The sequence below is a fragment of the Nocardioides secundeburneus genome (genome assembly GCF_039939255.1).
Lineage (GTDB): Bacteria > Actinomycetota > Actinomycetes > Propionibacteriales > Nocardioidaceae > Nocardioides.
Genome location: NZ_JBDUUE010000005.1, coordinates 442,284 through 459,738, shown reverse-complemented (window position 1 = coordinate 459,738; position 17,455 = coordinate 442,284). Strand labels below are relative to the sequence as shown.

15 protein-coding genes and 2 tRNA genes are annotated in these 17,455 nt (G+C 71.7%); 10 read left to right on the top strand and 7 right to left on the bottom strand.

Annotation, left to right across the window (positions count from 1 at the left end):
• Position 1 precedes the first annotated feature (1 nt).
• Genes ABFT23_RS15930 through ABFT23_RS15915 form a run of 4 tightly spaced genes read right to left on the bottom strand, consistent with a single transcriptional unit; the run spans position 2 to position 5,074 of the window.
• Positions 2-1,783, bottom strand: a complete 1,782-nt coding sequence (locus ABFT23_RS15930; RefSeq protein WP_347896875.1) for an IucA/IucC family protein — start codon at positions 1,781-1,783, stop codon at positions 2-4.
• Positions 1,780-2,319, bottom strand: coding sequence for a GNAT family N-acetyltransferase (locus tag ABFT23_RS15925; RefSeq protein ID WP_347896873.1), 540 nt, complete (start codon positions 2,317-2,319; stop codon positions 1,780-1,782). The genes ABFT23_RS15930 and ABFT23_RS15925 overlap by 4 nt, the downstream gene beginning before the upstream one ends.
• A complete protein-coding gene (locus ABFT23_RS15920; protein ID WP_347896871.1) occupies positions 2,316-3,608 on the bottom strand; it encodes a lysine N(6)-hydroxylase/L-ornithine N(5)-oxygenase family protein in 1,293 nt (430 codons plus the stop codon). Before ABFT23_RS15920 ends, ABFT23_RS15925 begins: the two co-directional genes overlap by 4 nt.
• Positions 3,605-5,074 (bottom strand): pyridoxal phosphate-dependent decarboxylase family protein, encoded by a 1,470-nt coding sequence (locus ABFT23_RS15915; protein WP_347896869.1) that lies wholly within the window; start codon positions 5,072-5,074, stop codon positions 3,605-3,607. The genes ABFT23_RS15920 and ABFT23_RS15915 overlap by 4 nt, the downstream gene beginning before the upstream one ends.
• Positions 5,075-5,272: 198 nt before the next feature.
• On the opposite strand from ABFT23_RS15915, the gene ABFT23_RS15910 reads away from it, so the two are divergent.
• Together ABFT23_RS15910 and ABFT23_RS15905 are read left to right on the top strand one after the other, a co-directional pair.
• Positions 5,273-6,520, top strand: coding sequence for an acyl-CoA dehydrogenase family protein (locus ABFT23_RS15910; protein ID WP_347896867.1), 1,248 nt, complete (start codon positions 5,273-5,275; stop codon positions 6,518-6,520).
• Positions 6,520-7,140 carry an AmiS/UreI family transporter gene (locus ABFT23_RS15905; RefSeq protein ID WP_347896865.1) on the top strand — a complete coding sequence of 207 codons (621 nt, stop codon included), beginning with the start codon at positions 6,520-6,522 and terminating at the stop codon, positions 7,138-7,140. The genes ABFT23_RS15910 and ABFT23_RS15905 overlap by 1 nt, the downstream gene beginning before the upstream one ends.
• A 50-nt stretch (positions 7,141-7,190) precedes the next feature.
• Here the strand turns inward: ABFT23_RS15905 and ABFT23_RS15900 are convergent, their stop codons facing one another.
• A complete protein-coding gene (locus ABFT23_RS15900; protein ID WP_347896863.1) occupies positions 7,191-8,051 on the bottom strand; it encodes a 3-methyladenine DNA glycosylase in 861 nt (286 codons plus the stop codon).
• Between the two features lie 90 nt (positions 8,052-8,141).
• On the opposite strand from ABFT23_RS15900, the gene ABFT23_RS15895 reads away from it, so the two are divergent.
• The 5 genes from ABFT23_RS15895 (at position 8,142) to ABFT23_RS15875 (ending at position 11,726) form a co-directional block, all read left to right on the top strand.
• Positions 8,142-8,951 carry a fumarylacetoacetate hydrolase family protein gene (locus tag ABFT23_RS15895; protein WP_347896861.1) on the top strand — a complete coding sequence of 270 codons (810 nt, stop codon included), beginning with the start codon at positions 8,142-8,144 and terminating at the stop codon, positions 8,949-8,951.
• Positions 8,948-10,426: a glutamate--tRNA ligase gene (gene gltX / locus ABFT23_RS15890; protein ID WP_347896859.1), complete on the top strand. Its 1,479-nt coding sequence runs from the start codon at positions 8,948-8,950 to the stop codon at positions 10,424-10,426. The genes ABFT23_RS15895 and gltX overlap by 4 nt, the downstream gene beginning before the upstream one ends.
• Positions 10,423-11,445: a CPBP family intramembrane glutamic endopeptidase gene (locus ABFT23_RS15885; RefSeq protein WP_347896857.1), complete on the top strand. Its 1,023-nt coding sequence runs from the start codon at positions 10,423-10,425 to the stop codon at positions 11,443-11,445. Before gltX ends, ABFT23_RS15885 begins: the two co-directional genes overlap by 4 nt.
• 65 nt (positions 11,446-11,510) lie before the next feature.
• A tRNA-Gln gene (locus ABFT23_RS15880) sits at positions 11,511-11,582 on the top strand.
• A 71-nt stretch (positions 11,583-11,653) separates the two neighbouring features.
• A tRNA-Glu gene (locus ABFT23_RS15875) sits at positions 11,654-11,726 on the top strand.
• A gap of 58 nt (positions 11,727-11,784) precedes the next feature.
• Here ABFT23_RS15875 and ABFT23_RS15870 read toward each other — a convergent pair.
• Positions 11,785-13,023, bottom strand: coding sequence for an LCP family protein (locus ABFT23_RS15870; protein ID WP_347896855.1), 1,239 nt, complete (start codon positions 13,021-13,023; stop codon positions 11,785-11,787).
• A 125-nt stretch (positions 13,024-13,148) separates the two neighbouring features.
• On the opposite strand from ABFT23_RS15870, the gene ABFT23_RS15865 reads away from it, so the two are divergent.
• Positions 13,149-14,651, top strand: a complete 1,503-nt coding sequence (locus tag ABFT23_RS15865; RefSeq protein ID WP_347896853.1) for an AlkA N-terminal domain-containing protein — start codon at positions 13,149-13,151, stop codon at positions 14,649-14,651.
• A gap of 2 nt (positions 14,652-14,653) precedes the next feature.
• Complete coding sequence (locus tag ABFT23_RS15860; protein ID WP_347896851.1) at positions 14,654-15,139, top strand: methylated-DNA--[protein]-cysteine S-methyltransferase; 486 nt, start codon at positions 14,654-14,656, stop codon at positions 15,137-15,139.
• Positions 15,140-15,185: 46 nt separating this feature from the next.
• On the opposite strand, the gene ABFT23_RS15855 is transcribed toward ABFT23_RS15860, so the two are convergent.
• On the bottom strand, positions 15,186-15,908 hold the full coding sequence (locus tag ABFT23_RS15855) for an IclR family transcriptional regulator (protein WP_347896850.1): 723 nt from the start codon (positions 15,906-15,908) through the stop codon (positions 15,186-15,188).
• A 114-nt stretch (positions 15,909-16,022) separates the two neighbouring features.
• On the opposite strand from ABFT23_RS15855, the gene leuC reads away from it, so the two are divergent.
• Positions 16,023-17,453: a 3-isopropylmalate dehydratase large subunit gene (gene leuC / locus ABFT23_RS15850; protein WP_347896848.1), complete on the top strand. Its 1,431-nt coding sequence runs from the start codon at positions 16,023-16,025 to the stop codon at positions 17,451-17,453.
• Positions 17,454-17,455 lie beyond the last annotated feature (2 nt).

Genomic DNA, 17,455 nt, shown 5'->3' with positions numbered 1-17,455 from the left:
GTCAACGCCCCGCGACCGGGTTGGCGAGCGTGCCGGCGTACATCAGCGACTCGGCCTGGTCGGCGAGGTCGACCATCTGCAGCGTGTTGCGCAGCTGGAGACGGTTGAGGCACGAGTGGTCGAACTCGGCGCGGAACAGGTCGTAGGACGCCGCCGCGTCGGCGAGGTGCGGGTGGTCGGCGGCGTGCCGGTGCAGGCAGGCGGCCACCAGGCCCCAGAAGTCGTCGGCCGCGAGCAGGCCGTCGACGTGCAGGATCGCCGCGAGGTGGCGCAGCACGCCGTCGAAGACGTCGGTGTGCAGCGCGAGCGCCTTGAGGGAGTCGGAGACCTTCACCCGGATGCGCTCGACGTCGGGTGGCAGCGGCTGGTCGCCCATCACGGCGACCTCCTCGCCGACGTCCTTCATGAACGCGCGCACCGGCACGTGGTCGCGCAGCACGAGCACGAGGTTCTCGCCGTGGGGCATGAACGCGAGGTCGTGGGCGAGCAGGCAGTGCACGACCGGGCGCACGTAGGCGTCGAGGTACGACGCAAGCCACGACCTGACGTCGCGCCCGGACGCCGCCACCAGCGCGGCGGCGAACGAGCGGCCGTCGCGGTCGCGGTGGAGCAGCGAGGCCATCGTCACCAGGCTCTCGCCGGCACCCAGCCGCGGCACCGGGCTCTCGCGCCACAGCGCGGCGAGCAGCTTCTGCTGTGGCGAGCGGACGCCGTCGGACTCGGCGAGGGCGTGGAAGACGTCGCCGGTGTAGCCGATCGCGGCGCACTCGCGCAGCACGGAGAAGCCGCACCCGCCGAGCGTCGGGTCGCCGGCGACGACGTCGTGCACGTAGTCGTTGATCGCCGGCGTCGGCCCCATGTAGGCGGGGGAGAGGCCGCGCAGGAAGCCCATGTTCTGGATCGACAGCGCGGTCTTCACGTAGTGCCGCTCCGGCCTGCTGGTATTGAAGAACGTGCGGATCGACTGCTGCGCCTGGTAGTCGTCGGGCCCCTCGCCGAGCAGCACGAGGTCGCGCCGCGCGAGGTCGGGCGCGAACGTGATGGCCACCTTGTTCGTCCACTGCCACGGGTGCAGCGGCAGCAGTCGGTAGTCGTCGGGATCGAGCCCGACGTCGCGCAGGCGGTCGCGGAAGGCGTCGAGCACCGGTGCGTCGAGCTCGCCGGCGTAGAGCGACTCCTCGGTGAGACCGCGCCCGAGGGAGAGCCGGCTCTGCGACCGCCGGACGGCGAGCCACACCAGCCGCACCCGCGCGCCGGTCTCGGGCGCGCACGCGAGGTAGTCGTCGAGGCCGTAGCCGATGCGGCCGTTGTTGGCCACGAACGACGGGTGGCCCTCGGTCATCGCGGCCTCGACCTCCTGGTAGTCGGCACCGACCAGGTCGTCCACCCCGACGCGGTGGGCCGACCACTTCCACGCCGACGACTGGATCGTCGCGGCGAGCTCCTCCAGGTAGACCGGCACGAGCGTCTCGGGGATGCCGAGCAGCGGCGCGAACTCGACGACGAGCTGCTGGACGTCGAGCGCGGCCGGCTCGCCGTCGACCGTGCGGGCGAGACTCGCGGCCTCGATCGCCCAGTGCTCGAGCGGCAGCCGCACGGCGGCGAAGGTGTAGCGCGTGCGGCCGTCGGGCGTGGTGAGGCACCAGCCGTGCTCGGTCTCCTCGGGCACGAGCAGCCGCTCGTGGGCGTACTCGCCGATCGCCTTGGTCACCAGGTGGCGCTGGACGGCGGCGAGGGACTCGGGCGTCAGGTGGTCGGCGGTCGGCAGGTCGGGGCGGGTCATCGGCGGGCCTCCCAGTCGTCGCGGGTGCAGAACGACAGCGCCGCCTGCTTGCCGGGCAGGTCGACGGTCCTCGCGACGACGAAGCCCGCCTCCTCGTTGAGGACCTGGATGCGCTCGTTGCGCACGTCGGGCTCGACGACGACCCGGCGGACGGCGTCGTCGGCGAAGCAGTGGTCGAGCACCGCGGCGAAGACGCGGCGGGTGAAGCCGGGCACGGGGTGGTCGCTCGGGGCGACGAGCACGTGCATGCCGAGGTCGCCGTCGGCCAGGTCGGGCAGGTCGTCGAGGCCGACCTCGGGTGCGAGGCGCGGGTCGTAGGTCTCGGCGAGGAACGCCGGCACGCCGTCGACCCGGCCGAGCCAGGCCTCGTGGTGCGGGTGCGCGGTGATCGCGTCGTAGGCGGTCGCGACGTCGTCGACCGAGGCGTGCTGCATCTGCCAGTAGACCGAGCGCGGGTGCGTCACCCAGGCGTGCAGCCGCGGGGCGTGCGCGGTGACGTCGAGCGGCTCGAGCGTGACCGCGTGGTCGGCGCTCACGACGTCGTCCGCAGGTGGTCGGGGACGCCGAACGTCTGCACGGCGATGCGCTTCTCGACCGGGTAGACCTCGCGTCCGGTCAGGGCCGCGATGATGACCGAGTTGCGGTAGGCGCCCATGCCCAGGTCGGGGGCGACGAAGCCGTGCGTGTGCTCCTCGGCGTTCTGCACGAACACCTCCTGCCCGGTGAGGTCGACGGCGTAGGTGGACGACGCCACGAACCGGCCCCGGTCGTCGAGGCGGAGCCGGTCGCGGACGCCGTCGACGAAGGCCGGCACCTGCGAGGAGTAGCCGGTGGCGAGCACGAGCCCGTCGGTGGTGATGCCGAAGTGCTCGTCGGTCTCGACGTGGTGCAGGTCGAGGCGGACGCCGTCCTCGGTGCGGCGTGCGCCGGTCACCTCGGTGTTGGTCACGAGGGTGGTGCGCGGCCCGTGCCCGGTGACCCGCAGCCGGTAGTGCAGGTCGAAGATCTCGTCGACCAGGTCGCCGCTGATGCCCTTGTAGAGCGAGCGCTGCTCGCGCAGCAGGCCGTCGCGCGTCTCGTCCGGCAGGCCTTGGAAGTAGGCGGTGTACTCCGGCGACGTCATCTCGAGCGTCAGCTTCGTGTACTCCATGGGGAAGAACCGCGGGCTGCGCGTGAGCCAGGTCAACTCGTACTCGTGACCGGGGCTCTCGGCGAGCAGGTCGCGGTAGACCTCGGCCGCGCTCTGCCCGCTGCCGACGACGGTGATCGACCGGCCGCGCTGCAGGTCGGTCTTGCGGCGGAGGTAGTCGGCCGAGTGCGCGACCGCGCCGTCGTCGAGCAGGTCGAGCAGGGGAGGGGGCACCTGTGGCTGCGTGCCGACGCCCAGCACGACACGTCGTCCGACGAAGACCTCGCCGGTGCCGGTGGTGACGACGTAGGCCGACCCGTCGTGCTCGATCGAGACGACACGTTGTCCGAAGCGCACCGAGCCAACACCCTCGGCCGCCCACCGGCAGTAGTCGTCGAACTCGCGGCGCAGCGGGTAGAACGACTCGCGGATGTAGAACGGGTAGAGGTGGCCCGTCTCCTTGAGGTAGTTGAGGAACGACCACCTCGAGGTGGGGTCGGCCATGGTCACGAGGTCGGCGAGGAAGGGCACCTGCAACGTGGCGTCGTCGAGCATCATGCCGGGGTGCCACGCGAGGCGGTCGCGGGCCTCGAGGACGACGAGGTCGAGGTCGTCGACCGGGTCGGCCAGGCACGCGAGCCCGAGGTTGAACGGCCCGGCGCCGATGGCGACGACGTCGTGCACGCGCACGCTCACGCGGCACCCTCCTCGGCGTCGAGCAGGCCGGCACCGATCGCCTCGACCTCGTCGAGGATGCCGACGATGTCGGCGACCGTGGCCATGGGGTTGAGCAGGGTGAGCTTGAGCCAGGCGTGGCCGTCGACCTTGGTGGCGGCGACCATGGCGGCGCCGCGCTCGTACAGCGTCGAGCGGATGAGCGGCGTGAGCCGGTCGGCGTTGTCGACGGAGAGCCCGCGCGGGCGGTAGCGCAGGACGACCGTGCTCAGCTGCGGGTCGGCGGCGAGCTCGAGGTGGTCGCTGTCACGCACGTGCTCGCCGACCGCGGCGGCGAGGTCGACGACGGCGTCGACGTAGTCGCCGACCTGGTCGGGGCCCATGATCCGCAGGGTCATCCAGAGCTTGAGGGCGTCGAAGCGGCGGGTGGTCTGGATGCTCTTGTCGACCTGGTTGGGGTGCGCGACGTCTCCCTCGAGAGGCCGGGGGTTGAGGTAGTCGGCGTGCCACGTGACGTGGCCGAGGTGGGTGCCGTCGGCGACGACGAGCGCGCTCGAGCTGACCGGCTGGAACCAGGTCTTGTGGTAGTCGATGGTGACGGAGTCGGCACACTCGATGCCGGCGAGCCAGCCGCGGCGCGTGGTCGAGGCGAGCAGGCCGCCGCCGTAGGCGGCGTCGACGTGCAACCAGGCGCCGTGGGCGCGCGCCAGGCCGGCGACCTGGAGCAGCGGGTCGATGGCACCGAAGTCGGTGGTGCCGGCGGTGCAGACGACGGCCATCGGGTGCAGGCCCTCGGCGTCGAGCCTCGCGAGCGCCGGGCCGAGGGCCGCGACGTCGATGCGGCGGCGCTCGTCGACCGGCACCGTGACCACGGCGGCGTCGCCCAGGCCGAGCATCCGCGCGGCCTTCTGCACGCTGAAGTGCCCGTCGACCGAGGTGAGGACGCGCAGTGTCGCGACGTCGTGGCCGGCGGCGACGGCGTGGTCGCGGGCCAGCAGCAGCGCCTGCAGGTTCGACTGCGTGCCGCCGCTGGTGAAGACGCCGTCGGCTCCCGGGCCGAAGCCGATGCGGGCCGCCGTCCAGTCGATGAGGTGCCGCTCGATGAACGTGCCGCCGACGCTCTGGTCGAAGGTGTCGAGGCTGGAGTTGACCCCACTGACGAAGACCTCGGCGAGCAGCGCCGGGATGACGACCGGGCAGTTGAGGTGGGCGGCGTAGGTGGGCTCGTGGAACCACACGGCGTCGTCGAGGTAGAGGCGGCTCATCTCCTCGAGCGCGGCGTCGGCGTCGAGCAGCGGCCGGTCGAGGTCGACGTCGACGACGGGCTTGGCGGCCTGCTCCGGCGTCGTGCCGGTGGCCGGACGACGTCGCGTGCGCCCGAGCGCGTCGGCGAGGTGGTCGACCCCACGGCGCATGAGGGACACGTAGGCGGCCGCGTGGTGCGGGTGGAACAGGTGCGAGAGCGGGTGCGGTGCGGGAGCCTTCACCGGGCACGTCCTTCCGAGACTTAGTTAGGCGAGCCTCACCTTATAGGCACGTCGGGCGCCTTCTCCAAGTCCGTCCGCACCGCGACCGCGGTGCGAATCCGAGCCGGACGTCGGCGGAACCTGTCACCGGGCGGCTGGCCACGACGGTTTAAGTAGATAAAGTCGCTCTAGTTAGTTCCCGAGCCCTGAAGGATCGTCATGAGCCTCGACACCGCCGCAGCCACCTCGACACGCTCACCCGTCCCCACCTCCGCGACCAGCCCGGTCCGCCCCGGCAGCCCCGAGCTGCGGGCCCTCCTCGACCGGATCTCGGTCGGGGCCGACCTGCGCGACCGCGACCGCGTGCCGCCGTTCGAGCAGATCGCCTGGGCCAAGGCCGCCGGGCTGGGCCGGCTGCGGGTGCCGGTCGCCGAGGGTGGAGCCGGCGCGACCCTGCGGGAGCTCTTCGCCACGCTCGTCGAGCTGGCCGAGGCCGACTCCAACGTCGCGCACATCCTGCGCACGCACTACTGGTTCGTCGAGCAGCAGCTCGTCGCCGTCGACCCCGAGGCGCGGGCCCGGGGCATCGCGCTGGTCACCGCCGACCAGCTGGTCGGCAACGGCTTCAGCGAGCAGAGCAAGCACGCCGTGGGTCTCACCTTCGACACCACGATCACGCCCGATCCGGCGGGCGGCCACCGCCTCAACGGTGAGAAGTTCTACTCCACGGGCACCCTCTACTCCGACTACACCCAGATCTGGGCGGCCGTGCCCGACGGCACCATCGCCGGCGCCGTGATCCCGATCAGCCGTGACGGCGTCACCGTCGAGGACGACTGGGACGGCTTCGGCCAGCGCCTCACCGCCACCGGCACCACGCGGCTCGACGACGTCCACGTCACCGACGAGGAGTTCTTCGACCTCGGCCGGCCCGAGGAGCTCGACCCCGGCTACAACGGCGCCTTCCTGCAGCTCTACCTGCAGGCCGTGACGGCCGGCATCCTGCGCAGCGTGCGCAACGACGCCGTCGCGTGGGTGCAGAAGCGCTCGCGCAACTTCGGCCACGCCGGTGCCTCGACGGCGGCCGGCGACCGCCAGGTTCTGCAGGTCGTCGGCGAGATCTCCGCCGACGCGTTCGCCGCCGAGGCCATCGTGCTCGCTGCCGCCGACAAGCTCCAGGAGGCCTACGAGTCCGTCGTCGACGGAGCCCCGACGCCGGGGGCCGCCCACGCCGCCCAGCTCGCCGCGGCGCAGGCCAAGGTCGCCGTCGACCGGTTCTCCTACGCCACGGCCGCCAGGCTCTTCGACGTCGGCGGCGCCTCGGCCACGCAGAAGGTGCACAACCTCGACCGGCACTGGCGCAACATCCGGACGGCGTCCACCCACAACCCGACGTTCCTCAAGGCCTCGGCGATCGGCGACCACGAGGTCAACGGCGCGTCCTTCCCCACGAACGCCTACTTCTGATGTCGTCGGTCGGACTGCTCTTCGTCGGGGCCGCCCTGTTCGTCAACGGCCTCCTGCTGCTCGGCCAGGTCGACGCCAAGACCGCCGGCGTCTTCAACCTCTTCGTCGGCGCCCTGCAGACGGCGATCCCGTTCCACCTGATCTCCACCGCCACGACGGGCGACGAGGTCCTGGCCGCCTCGGGCGTGTTCATGTTCGGGTTCACCTACCTCTACGTGGGCATCAACAACCTCGCCGGCTTCGACGGCAACGGCCTGGGCTGGTACTCGCTGTGGGTGGCGATCATGGCCGTCGGTTTCGGCGTCACGAACGTCGTCCGGTTCGACGACCTCGCCTCGGGCCTGCTGTGGTTCCAGTGGGCCGCGCTGTGGGGCCTGTTCTTCGTGGTCATCGGCCTCGGCCGCACCGAGTGGACAACGCCCACGGCGTGGTTCACGCTCGTGCTGTCGTTCACCACGTGCACGGTGCCGGGCTTCGTCTACCTGCTCGGCGAGACCGTGCCGGCGTGGGTGCTCGGGGTCTCGATCGTGCTCACCGTGGCCGCGCTCGCGCCGCAGGCGCTCCGGGCCGCCCGCACCGTCGTCCCGGACGTCGGGCCGGCGCCGGTCGCCGTCGGCTGAGGCCGGCCGAGCCCGGGGTCGTGTGCCTGACCACGGCGCGTGCGTCGGCCTCAGGCACACGACCCGGCGGCGGCGAGGAGGCCCGCGCACACCTCGACGAGCCGCTCCCTGATCGGCGCACCGCGCTCGGCGAACGCCGCCTGGGCCGCGGCGTACTCGCGCTTGCCGTCGGGGGTCTCGATGCGCACCGGCTCGAAGCCGAGGCCGGCGAGGTCGTAGGGCGAGGCGCGCATGTCGAGCACGCGGATGTCGCGGGCGAGCTCGAAGGCGTCGAGGACGACGTCGGAGGGCACCATCGGCGAGAGCCGGAAGGCGTGCTTGTAGAGGTCCATGCCGGCGTGGAGGCAGCCCGGCTGCTCGAAGTCGGCCCGGTCGTCGCGACCGGGGGAGAGCGTGTTGAGCCCGCGGGCCGGCGGGGTGAAGAAGCGGAAGGCGTCGAAGTGCGTGCACGCGATGCGGTGGCCCTCGACCACGCGGTCGGTGCCGCTGCCGCCCAGACGCAGGGGCCAGTCGGCGTGGCGGGTCTCGTCGTCGCCGAGGCGGTAGACCATCGCCCACTCGTGCAACCCGAAGCAGCCGGTGTGCGCCGGTCGTGACGCGGTGGCGGCGAGCAGCCGGTGCAGGCCCTCGACCAACGGGCGCTGCGCCGCGACGTGGGACGACGTCACCGCGCCGTCGGCGTAGCCCTTGAGCCCGTCGTACTCCGGCGCGTCGAGCAACCGGACGCCGAACCCGGGGTGCCATCGGCGCAGCTGCGCGGGTCGGTGGGCGTAGTAGGTGAACAGGAAGTCGTGCACCGGGTGCTTCACCTGGGCGTCGCGGCGCGCGAGGTGCGGGGCCACGAGCGCGTCGACGCGCGCCGCGTGGACGCTCGCGCGCGGCTCCCACTCCGACCGGTCCAGCTCCTGCACGTCGTCCAGCGTAGGCAGCGGACGCCGCGGGCCGGGCATCCCCGACGTCCTCGGCGGCCGGCCGCTCACCCCGGTCGATAGGCTCCCATGGTGCGTATCGCAAGGTTCACCACCGGTGACGAACCCTCCTACGGCGTCGTGACGGGCGAGCTCGACGAGCACGGCCAGCTCGACGAGGACGCCGTCGTCGTCGCCCTCGCCGGCGACCCCCTCTACGTCGGCGTCAAGCTGCTCGACCAGGAGCACCGGCTCGCCGACGTGCGCCTGCTCGCGCCGGTGCTGCCGCGCAGCAAGGTGGTCGGCATCGGCCGCAACTACGCCAAGCACGCCGCCGAGCTCGGCAACGACGTGCCGAGCGAGCCCCTGATGTTCCTCAAGCCCAACACCAGCGTGGTCGGACCGGGCGACCCGGTGTTCTACCCGCCGCAGACCCAGGACCTCCAGTACGAGGGCGAGCTCGCCGTCGTCATCGGCCGCATCTGCCGCGACGTGCCACGCGAGCAGGCCACCGACGTCATCCACGGCTACACGATCGCCAACGACGTCACCGCCCGCGACCTGCAGAAGAAGGACGGGCAGTTCACCCGGGCCAAGGGCTTCGACTCCTTCTGCCCGCTGGGGCCGTGGATCGAGACCGACCTCGACCCGCAGGCGTTCCTCGACGGTGTGCGCGTGCAGACCTTCCTCAACGGCGACGTCGTGCAGGACGGCAGCACCGCCGACATGGTCTTCGACGTCCCGGCGCTCGTCGCCCACGTCTCCAGCGTCATGACGTTGCTGCCCGGCGACGTCATCCTCACCGGCACCCCCGAGGGTGTCGGTCCCATGCAGGTCGGCGACGAGGTCGAGGTCTCGATCGCCGGACTCGGCTCCCTCACGAACAGGATCGCGACCCGATGACCGACAGCACCGACCGGCCCGTCCGGGTCCGGATGGCGCCCAGCCCCACCGGATCCCCCCACGTCGGCCTCGTGCGCACGGCGTTGTTCAACTACGCCTTCGCGCGCCACCACGGCGGCACGATCGTGCTGCGCGTCGAGGACACCGATGCCGCCCGCAACACCCAGGAGTCCTACGACGGCATCCTCGACCTGTTCGACTGGCTCGGCTTCGAGTGGGACGAGGGGCCCGACCGCGGTGGACCGCACGCCCCCTACCGCCAGTCCGAGCGCGGCGAGATCTACCGCGACGCGCTCGAGCGCCTCGCCGCCGGCGGGCACACCTACCGCTGCTACTGCACCACCGACGAGGTCGCCGCCCGGCGCCAGGCCGCCGGGTCGAAGGACATGGGCTACGACCGGTTCTGCCGCGACCTGAGCGACGACCAGGTCGCCGCGTTCGAGGCCGAGGGGCGCGCGCCCGTCGTCCGGTTCCGGATGCCCGACGGCGAGATCGCCTTCGACGACCTCGTGCGCGGCACGGTCACCTTCCACTCCGACCACGTGCCCGACTTCGCCCTCGCGCGCGGCAACGGCGACCCGCTCTACACGCTGGTCAACCCGGTCGACGACGCGCTCATGGAGATCACCCACGTGCTGCGCGGCGAGGACCTGCTCTCCAGCACCCCGCGCCAGCTGCCGCTCTACGCCGCGCTCGCCGACGTCGGCATCGGCAGCGGGCCGCCGTCCTTCGGCCACCTGCCCTACGTGATGGGCCAGGGCAACAAGAAGCTCTCCAAGCGTGACCCCGAGGCGCACGCGCTGGCCTACCGCGACCAGGGCTACGTGCCCGAGGGCCTGATCAACTACCTCGCCCTGCTGGGCTGGGCGATCGCGGCCGACCGCGACATCTTCTCGCTCGCCGAGATGGTCGAGGCGTTCGACATCAAGGACGTCAACCCGAACCCGGCCCGCTTCGACCTCAAGAAGATGGACGCGATCAACACCAGCCAGCTGCGGCTGCTGACGGTCGAGGACATCACCCACCGGGCCCTGCCGTTCCTCAAGTCCGTCGGCGTCGTCTCCGACCCGGTGAGCGACGCCGACGCGCAGCTGCTCGAGCTGGCGATGCCGCTCGTCGCCGAGCGCATCAACAAGCTCACCGAGGTCGGCGAGCTGCTCGCGTTCCTGTTCGTCGACGACGCCGACTTCGTGCTCGACGAGGCCGACGCCGCCAAGCTGCTGGACGACGCGGGCCGCGACATCGTCCGGGCCTCGCTCGACGCCGTCCGCGACCTGCCGACGTGGTCGACCGAGGCCATCCAGGCCGCGCTGCAGACCGCGCTGGTCGACGAGCGTGGCCTCAAGCCGCGCGTGGCGTTCGGCCCGGTGCGCGTCGCCATCACCGGACGCCGGATCTCGCCGCCGCTGTTCGAGTCGATGGAGCTCCTCGGCCGCGAACGCAGCCTCGCCCGGCTCGAGGGCGCGCTCACGTGAGCGACCCGGCGGCGTTCACCGGCAACCCCTACCACCCGGACACCGCCGGCGCAGGGGAGCCGACCACCCTGGAGTACCAGCAGATCGACCGGGCCGGCCGCGAGCCGCAGTGGGCCTGGTCGCTGCTGTCGGTGGTGTCCGCCGTCGCCGGGTTCGTGCTCGTGCAGCTGGTCCTCGGCCTCGTGGTGCTGCTGCTCATCGTGCTGGGTCTCGTGGTCGGCGGCGTCGACCCCGAGCAGGCCATGGACGCCGTCAGCGACCTCGACGACCCGCAGCCCTCGACGCTCGCGTTCCTGCTAGTGACGATCAGCCTCTCGATCCCGGTAATCATGGGCCTGCACCGAGCGATCACGGGGCTCAGCCCGCGCTGGCTGATCTCGGTGGCGGGCCGCATCCGCTGGGGCTGGCTGTTCACCACGATGGGCATCGCCCTCGCCACGTTGATCGTCAACGTGGTGCTGGGCGCCGTGCTCCCGATCTCGGGCGACGCCGACGCCTCCGGTGGGCTCAACGACCTCACGGCGACGGCCGTCCGCTTCCTGCTCGTCGTGCTGTTCCTGGTCCCCTTCCAGGCCGCGGCCGAGGAGTACGTCTTCCGGGGCCTGATGATGCAGGCGCTGGGCAGCATCAGCACCGCTCGCTGGGTCTCCCGGGTGGTCTCGGTCGTCGTCCCCGCCCTGATCTTCGCGCTGTTCCACGGCGCGCAGAGCGTGCCGGTGTTCTTCGACCGGTTCGCCTTCGGTGTCGTGGCCGGCGTGCTCGCCATCGTCACCGGCGGCATCGAGGCCGGCATCGGCTACCACGTCGTGAACAACTGGCTCGCCTTCACCATCGCGGTGCTGTTCAGTGACGTCGGGTCGTCGCTGAACCCCGAGGGCGGCAACGGCTGGAACATCGTGGTGACCCTGGTGTCCTCCGGCACGTTCCTCGGCCTCACCTGGGGAGCGGCGCGGCTGATGAACCTGCAGACCACGGTCGAGCGGGCAACCGTTTTGGCCCAGCCAGCGGGCCGCGTGTAAGGTTTCCTCTCGGTCCACCGGACGTCGCAGCCTTGGTTGGAGGCGGCCGAAGACCAGTAGTTCAATGGGATATGGTGTAATTGGCAACACGACTGGTTCTGGTCCAGTTATTCTAGGTTCGAGTCCTAGTATCCCAGCGAGATCGAGGGCCTCGCGGCCCGCGATTTGTAGCCTGACCAGCAGCTTCGATAACGTTCGTCAGGTTCACGCCCCCGTTGTGTAGCGGCCTAGCACGTCGCCCTCTCAAGGCGGTAGCGCCGGTTCGAATCCGGTCGGGGGTACAGAACAGAAGGGCCCGCACCGATCACGGTGCGGGCCCTTCGGCGTCGTGGGGGAGGGCTACACGCACAACCCCGCCATGCGGCGCTCCTGGGCCTGGGCCTCGGCCCGCTCGGTCGCCTCGGGGCTGAGGGTCTCGCCGTCGCTGGGGGACTCGGTCGGCTCGTCGTCGCCCTCGTCGGTGGTGCCGACGTCGTCGTTGGCGCGGATGCTGCCCTCGGTGAAGTCCTTGCCCAGCTTCTGGTCCTGCTTGACCAGCTCCCACAGGTCGTCGGCGCTCTCGGACCACACGAGCGTGACGTCGGGGTTGTTGGGGTCGGGCAGGATCGGCACGGTGATGAACCGGATCGAGCTCGGTCCGGTCGTGCGCAGCTCCATCGCGAGGTCGTAGAGCTTGTCGACGGTGTCGAGGCCGTCGTCGACCTTGATCGAGTTGGTGACGGCGTCGAGGAAGCCGTAGACCCGCGTCGGCTGCGACAGCGTGCCGGCCGAGCTGACCTTCTTGATCATCGAGGCGATGAAGGCCTGCTGGCGCTTCATCCGGCCGATGTCGCCGGTGACCGAGAGCTGGTAGCGCTCGCGCACGTAGTTGAGCGCCTGGTCGCCGTCGAGCACCTGGGTGCCGGCGTCGAAGTGGATGTCGTGCTCGTCGTCGTCGACCTCGGTCGGGATGCACACCTCGACGCCGTCGACGGCGTCGACCATGTCCTTGAAGCCGGCGAAGTCGAGCACCACGAAGTGGTGGACGTGGATGCCGGTGAGCTGCTCGACGGTCTGCAGCGTGCAGACCGGCCCGCCGACGGAGAAGGCGGTGTTGAAGCGGACGTAGGACTCGCCCGGGATCGTCTCGCCGTCGACCATGCAGTCGGGGCGGTCGATCATCGCGTCGCGCGGCAGGCTGATGCCGTAGGCGTTGGTGCGGTCGCGCGAGACGTGCAGGAGGATGACGGTGTCGGAGCGCTCGGAGCCGTCCTCGTTCTCGCCGTCGATGCCGTTGCCGTCGCCGACGCGGCTGTCGGAGCCCATCACCAGGATGTTGAGCGGCTTCTTCTTCGCGTCCTGGGCAACGCCGTCGGGCAGGACCTCCTCGACCTTGTGCTCGACGGAGGCGCCGTCCTCGATGTTGCCGTTGAGGCTGTTGAGGGTGAAAACGACGCCGCCGACGGTCGCGAGCACCAGCACGAGGTGCGTCGCCACGATGGTCATCCACACCGCGCGCCGGTGCGTGTTGCGCCGGTGCGGCGTCGCGGTCTCGGACGTCGCGGTCGGCCCAGCCGCCTCGGTGTGGTCGTCGTTCACCCCGGCATCCTCCCAGACGACGCGAAATGCGGGGCCGTCCGCCGTCATGCCCGGCGACCCGGGGCGGCGCGGCGGTGTCCGATTCCCGCCGGAAGGCGTGCGGGTCGTGCACCATGATGAACGTCATGAGCCCCCCGTCGGCGACCACTCGCCTCGACCCCGAGACGTGCTACCGCACGGTCAAGTCCCGCGACCGGCGCTTCGACGGTGTCTTCTACGTCGCCGTGCGGACCACCGGCATCTACTGCCGCCCCTCGTGCCCGGCCCGCACCCCGGCGTTCGCCAACGTGACCTTCCACCCCAGTCCGGCCTCGGCCCAGTCGGCCGGCTACCGGGCCTGCAAGCGATGCCTACCCGACGCCACGCCCGGCAGTCCCGACTGGGACGTCGCCGCCGATGTCGCCGGTCGAGCCATGCGACTGATCTCCGACGGTGTCGTCGATCGTGAGGGGGTCGAGGGCCTGGCGACCCGGCTGGGCTACACCGCCCGGCACCTCGGGCGGATCCTCACCGCCGAGCTGGGCGCCGGGCCGCTCGCGCTGGCGCGGGCCAAGCGTGCCGAGACCGCACGGGTGCTGATCGAGGCCACCGAGCTCGGCTACGCCGACATCGCCTTCGCGGCCGGCTTCTCGAGCGTGCGGCAGTTCAACGACACCGTGCGCGAGGTCTACGCCGCCAGCCCGACCGAGCTCCGCGGTCGCCGCGGCGGCACCCGCTCACCGGGTGCCCTCACCATGCGGCTGTCGGTGCGCACCCCGTTCGCCGGCCAGGCCCTGCTCGACTTCCTCGCCTACCACCTGGTGCCAGGGGTCGAGGTCGCCGGCTGGTCCGACGGCTCCGGCTGGTACGCACGCACGCTCGACCTGCCCCACGGCCCCGGCACGGTCCGCATCGAGACGGGCGACGAGCCCGAGCCGGGGCGCACGGCGTTCGTGCGCGCCACGTTCGAGCTCGCCGACCTGCGCGACACCACCGCCGCCGTCGAGCGCGCGCGTCGGCTGCTCGACGCCGACTGCGACCCGCTGGCCGTCGGCGACCACTTCGCCGGCGACCCCGTCGTCGGGCCGCTGGCCCGCCGGACGCCGGGGTTGCGGCTGCCCGGCCAGGTCGACGGCGCCGAGACCGCGATCCGCACGGTCGTCGGGCAGCAGGTCAGCGTCACCGGGGCCCGCACTGTCACCGGTCGCCTCGTCGAGGCCCACGGCCGTGCGGTGACGACGTCGATCCCGGGCCTCACGCACCTCTTCCCGACCAGCGCGGCCCTGGCCGCGGCCGACCCCGAGACCCTGCCGATGCCCCGGGCCCGCGGCCGGGCGCTCGTCGGTCTCGCGGCAGCGCTCGCCGACGGCTCGATCGCCCTCGACCGTGGCAGCGACCGCGGCGACGTCCGGACGGCGATGCTGGCCCTGCCCGGCATCGGCCCGTGGACCGCCGACTACGTCGCCATGCGTGCCCTCGCGCACCCCGACGTCTTCCTCCCCACCGACATCGGAGTGCGCAACGGGTTGCGCGGCCTCGGGCACGACCCCGCCGCGGTCATCGCCCGCGCCGGCGACTGGGCGCCGTGGCGCTCCTACGCCCTCATGCACATCTGGAACACCCTCATGCCACCCACGAAGGGACCCTGACCATGTACACCGTCGTCGACTCGCCCGTCGGTCCGTTGCGCCTGGTTGAGGCCGACGGGCTGATCACCGCGATCGAGTTCTCGCCCTTCGCCGAGGTGCCGGTCCTGGGTCGGCCGCGCGGCCAGCAGCAGGACGACCACCCCGTCCTCGTCGAGTGCGCCCGCCAGCTCGCCGCCTACTTCGACCGAGACCTCAAGGAGTTCGACCTGCCGCTCGCGCCGCACGGGTCGGCCTTCCAGCAGCTGGTGTGGGCTCAGCTGCGCGAGATCGGGTACGGCGAGACCGCCACCTACGGCGAGGTCGCGCACCGCATCGGGCGCACCAACGCCGCGTCCCGGGCAGTCGGTCTCGCCAACGGCTCCAACCCGATCCCGATCGTCATCCCGTGCCACCGCGTGATCGGCGCCAACGGCACGCTCACCGGCTACGCCGGCGGCCTCGAGCGCAAGCAGACGCTGCTCTCGCTCGAGCAGGACGCCCTGTTCTGACCGCAGCCGTCAGGCGGCAGGAGCCCGCGACGGCCCGACCGTCGCGCTACTCCGCGGCCGCGCGACGCAACGACTCCGACAGCCGCTCTGCGGCGGCGAGCACGGCCGGAGCGTGCATGCGACCGGGTTGACGAGACAGACGCTCCAACGGACCGGAGACCGACACCGCGGCGATGATCTTGCCGCCCGGTGAGCGCACGGGCGCCGAGACCGAGGCGACGCCCTGCTCGCGCTCGCCGACGGACTGCGCCCAACCACGACGTCGGATGCCGCTCAAGGCCGCGGCGGAGAACGCAGCGGTCTGCAGGCCGCGGTGCATGCGCTCGGGGTCCTCCCAGGCCAGGAGAACCTGCGCGGCGGAGCCGGCGCGCATGGTGAGCTGCGAGCCGACCGGGATGGTGTCGCGCAGGCCCGAGGGGCGCTCGGCGGCGGCGACGCAGACGCGGTGCTCGCCCTGGCGCCGCCAGAGCTGGGCGGACTCGCCGGTGATGTCGCGCAGCCGCGCCAGCACGGGGCCGGCGGTGGCGAGGAGGCGGTCCTCGCCGGCGGCGGCGGACAGCTCCGCGAGCCGGGGCCCCAGCACGAAGCGGCCCTGCATGTCGCGGGCGACGAGGCGGTGGTGCTCGAGCGCGACGGCGAGCCGGTGGGCGGTCGGTCGCGCGAGGCCGGTGCCGGCGACCAGGCCGGCGAGCGTCGCGGGACCGGACTCGAGGGCCGTGAGCACGAGGGCGGCCTTGTCGAGCACGCCCACGCCACTGGAGTTGTCCATATGGCGATACTGGCATCTCATTCTATGGGACGCAAGACGTACGCTGTTCCCCGTACGTCACACACCCGACGTACGGACGTCGTGAAGCCACCACGTGGCACAGAAGGAGCAGTCATGGGCAGGACCCTGTCGGAGAAGGTGTGGGACGAGCACGTCGTCCGGTCGACCCCGGGCGAGCCCGATCTCCTCTACATCGACCTCCACCTCATCCACGAGGTCACCAGCCCGCAGGCCTTCGACGGCCTGCGGTTGACCGGACGTCGTGTCCGGCGTCCCGACCTCACCCTCGCCACCGAGGACCACAACGTGCCGACGGTCGACTGGGACAAGCCCATCGCCGACCCCGTGTCGCGCACCCAGGTCGAGACGCTGCGCAAGAACGCCGAGGATTTCGGCGTCCGGCTGCACCCGCTCGGCGACGTCGAGCAGGGCATCGTGCACGTCGTCGGTCCGCAGCTCGGCCTCACCCAGCCCGGCATGACGATCGTGTGCGGCGACAGCCACACCAGCACCCACGGGGCGTTCGGCGCCATCGCGTTCGGCATCGGCACCTCCGAGGTCGAGCACGTGCTCGCCACGCAGACCCTGCCGCAGGCCAAGCCGAAGACGATGGCCGTCACGGTCAACGGCAGCCTGCCCGACGGCGTCACGTCGAAGGACCTCGTGCTCAACCTCATCGCCCACACCGGCACCGGTGGCGGCCAGGGCTACATCGTCGAGTACCGCGGCCAGGCGATCGAGGAGCTCTCGATGGAGGCGCGCATGACCGTGTGCAACATGTCGATCGAGTGGGGCGCCAAGGCCGGCCTCATCGCGCCCGACCAGACCACGTTCGACTACATCGAGGGCCGTCCCGAGGCACCGAAGGGCGACGACTGGGACGCCGCCGTCGAGCACTGGAAGAGCCTGCGCACCGACGACGACGCGCAGTTCGACAAGGAGATCGTGCTCGACGCGAGCACGATGACGCCGTTCGTCACCTGGGGCACGAACCCCGGGCAGGGCGTGCCGCTCGGCGCCGACGTGCCGAGCCCCGAGCAGTTCGACGACGACCAGGACCGGGTCGCGTGCGAGAAGGCCCTGGAGTACATGGGTCTCGAGGCCGGCACACCGATGCGCGAGGTCAAGGTCGACACCGTCTTCGTCGGGTCGTGCACCAACGGCCGCATCGAGGACCTCCGGCTCGCCGCCGAGATCGTCAAGGGACGCAAGGTCGACGCCGACACCCGGCTGCTCGTCGTCCCCGGCTCGGTGCGCGTGCGCCTCCAGGCGCAGGACGAGGGCCTCGACGTCATCTTCAAGGAGGCCGGCGCCGAGTGGCGTGGTGCGGGCTGCTCGATGTGCCTGGGCATGAACCCCGACACCCTCGAGCCCGGCGAGCGCAGCGCCTCCACCTCCAACCGCAACTTCGAGGGCCGGCAGGGCAAGGGCGGTCGCACGCACCTCGTCTCGGTCCCCGTCGCCGCAGCCACCGCCATCCGCGGCACCCTGTCGTCGCCCGCCGACCTCGAGCCGCTCGCCGCCCCCGCGACCGCAGGAGTCTGACC

Coding starts and splice junctions, on each gene's coding strand:
- ABFT23_RS15930 (WP_347896875.1), bottom strand. CDS start 1,783: ATGACCCGCCCCGACCTGCCGACCGCCGACCACCTGACGCCCGAGTCC.
- ABFT23_RS15910 (WP_347896867.1), top strand. CDS start 5,273: ATGAGCCTCGACACCGCCGCAGCCACCTCGACACGCTCACCCGTCCCC.
- ABFT23_RS15905 (WP_347896865.1), top strand. CDS start 6,520: ATGTCGTCGGTCGGACTGCTCTTCGTCGGGGCCGCCCTGTTCGTCAAC.
- gltX (WP_347896859.1), top strand. CDS start 8,948: ATGACCGACAGCACCGACCGGCCCGTCCGGGTCCGGATGGCGCCCAGC.
- ABFT23_RS15865 (WP_347896853.1), top strand. CDS start 13,149: ATGAGCCCCCCGTCGGCGACCACTCGCCTCGACCCCGAGACGTGCTAC.
- ABFT23_RS15860 (WP_347896851.1), top strand. CDS start 14,654: ATGTACACCGTCGTCGACTCGCCCGTCGGTCCGTTGCGCCTGGTTGAG.
- ABFT23_RS15855 (WP_347896850.1), bottom strand. CDS start 15,908: ATGGACAACTCCAGTGGCGTGGGCGTGCTCGACAAGGCCGCCCTCGTG.
- leuC (WP_347896848.1), top strand. CDS start 16,023: ATGGGCAGGACCCTGTCGGAGAAGGTGTGGGACGAGCACGTCGTCCGG.